The following is a 1,205-nucleotide window of genomic DNA, read 5'->3' as shown; positions in this document are numbered from 1 at the left end:
CCGCCGCCGTTGCCGCTCCCGCCGCCATTGCCGCCGTTGTTGCCTCCGGTTCCCCCACCACCGCCTGTCCCACCATTGTTGGCGGGTGCCGCGGTATTCGGGTCGACGAATTCGGGGACCTGGCCGATGAGTTGACGCATCTCGGCGACGAAACCTTTGTTGTTACTGGTGTCATCGCCCTTGTCCCACCACTGCTGAGCATAGGTTTGGGCCTGATCACCGGACCGGCCGCGCTTGGCGACATAGTTGACCGTGCCGTTGGTGTTCAACTTGATCTGGTCGTAACGGGGAACGTGACCGTAGATGAACGCCAGGAAGTTGGCGGTGTTCCCCACGACATGAGACATGTCGACCATGCCCGCCCGCAACGTTTCGGCGGTACCGAGGTATTTGTCGAGCGAGGCGATCGCCCGGTCGGCGCCCGCGCCCTGCCAGTGCCCCCGGGTGAACACGGGTTTGATGTTCTTGGTGAAGGTATCGATCGAGTTGCCCCAGATCTGGGACAGGGCCAGCCACTCACCCGACAACCACAGCATGTCACCACCGACCGAGCCCACGAGCATGGCGATGTTGGCGAAATCGTAGAGGTGCAGTGCGCCACCGAGTTCGATCAGCGGATCGATTCTGCCCTTGAGGGACTTGTCGAAACTCACCCCGGAACTGGCGGTGGTCGACAAACCCGGCCCGTTCGCCCACGACACCGAGGACGCCGCATGATATTTCGAGATCTCGGGCCAATGATCACGCGCGTTCGGTGCGACGAAGGTGTTCGCGTTCTGTCCCTCGGTGATCGAGTACTTCTTGTTCGCCGCGGTGAAGGTGTTCGCGATATCGGTGACGATCGCTTGATGGTTACCCAGGATGTCGACCAGTTCGGGGTTCGCTTTGTCGAAGAACGCGTCCGACAGATGTTTCATGCTCAGGAACTGATAGGAACTGGCCGGGAACGGTTTCGGCTGGGCAGGCCGTTTCGGATCGGTACTGGATTGATTGTTGTAATACCAGTCGAACTTCGGTGGCATGTTCTTCCCGGTCACGAAATTGATCAACCCGAGGATGTCGGCGACCAGGTCCTCACAATATCCGGTCAGTTTACCCAGCGCGGCGCTGTCGACATTGAGGAGTTGGAGCTGACCGTTCTGGGCACTCTTCAACAATCCAGCCCAATCGGTCTGGTCGATACCCGCCGCCATCCTGCTCCTACC

1 protein-coding gene is annotated in these 1,205 nt (G+C 60.0%); it reads right to left on the bottom strand.

Annotation, left to right across the window (positions count from 1 at the left end):
- Positions 1-1,193: hypothetical protein (locus IU459_RS37255; protein WP_195134270.1), on the bottom strand; the 1,193-nt coding region annotated here is incomplete at its 3' end.
- Positions 1,194-1,205: the final 12 nt, after the last annotated feature.

The organism is Nocardia amamiensis (assembly GCF_015477605.1).
In the GTDB taxonomy this organism is placed as follows: Bacteria; Actinomycetota; Actinomycetes; order Mycobacteriales; family Mycobacteriaceae; genus Nocardia; species Nocardia amamiensis_A.
This window is presented reverse-complemented; position numbering and strand designations above follow the sequence as displayed.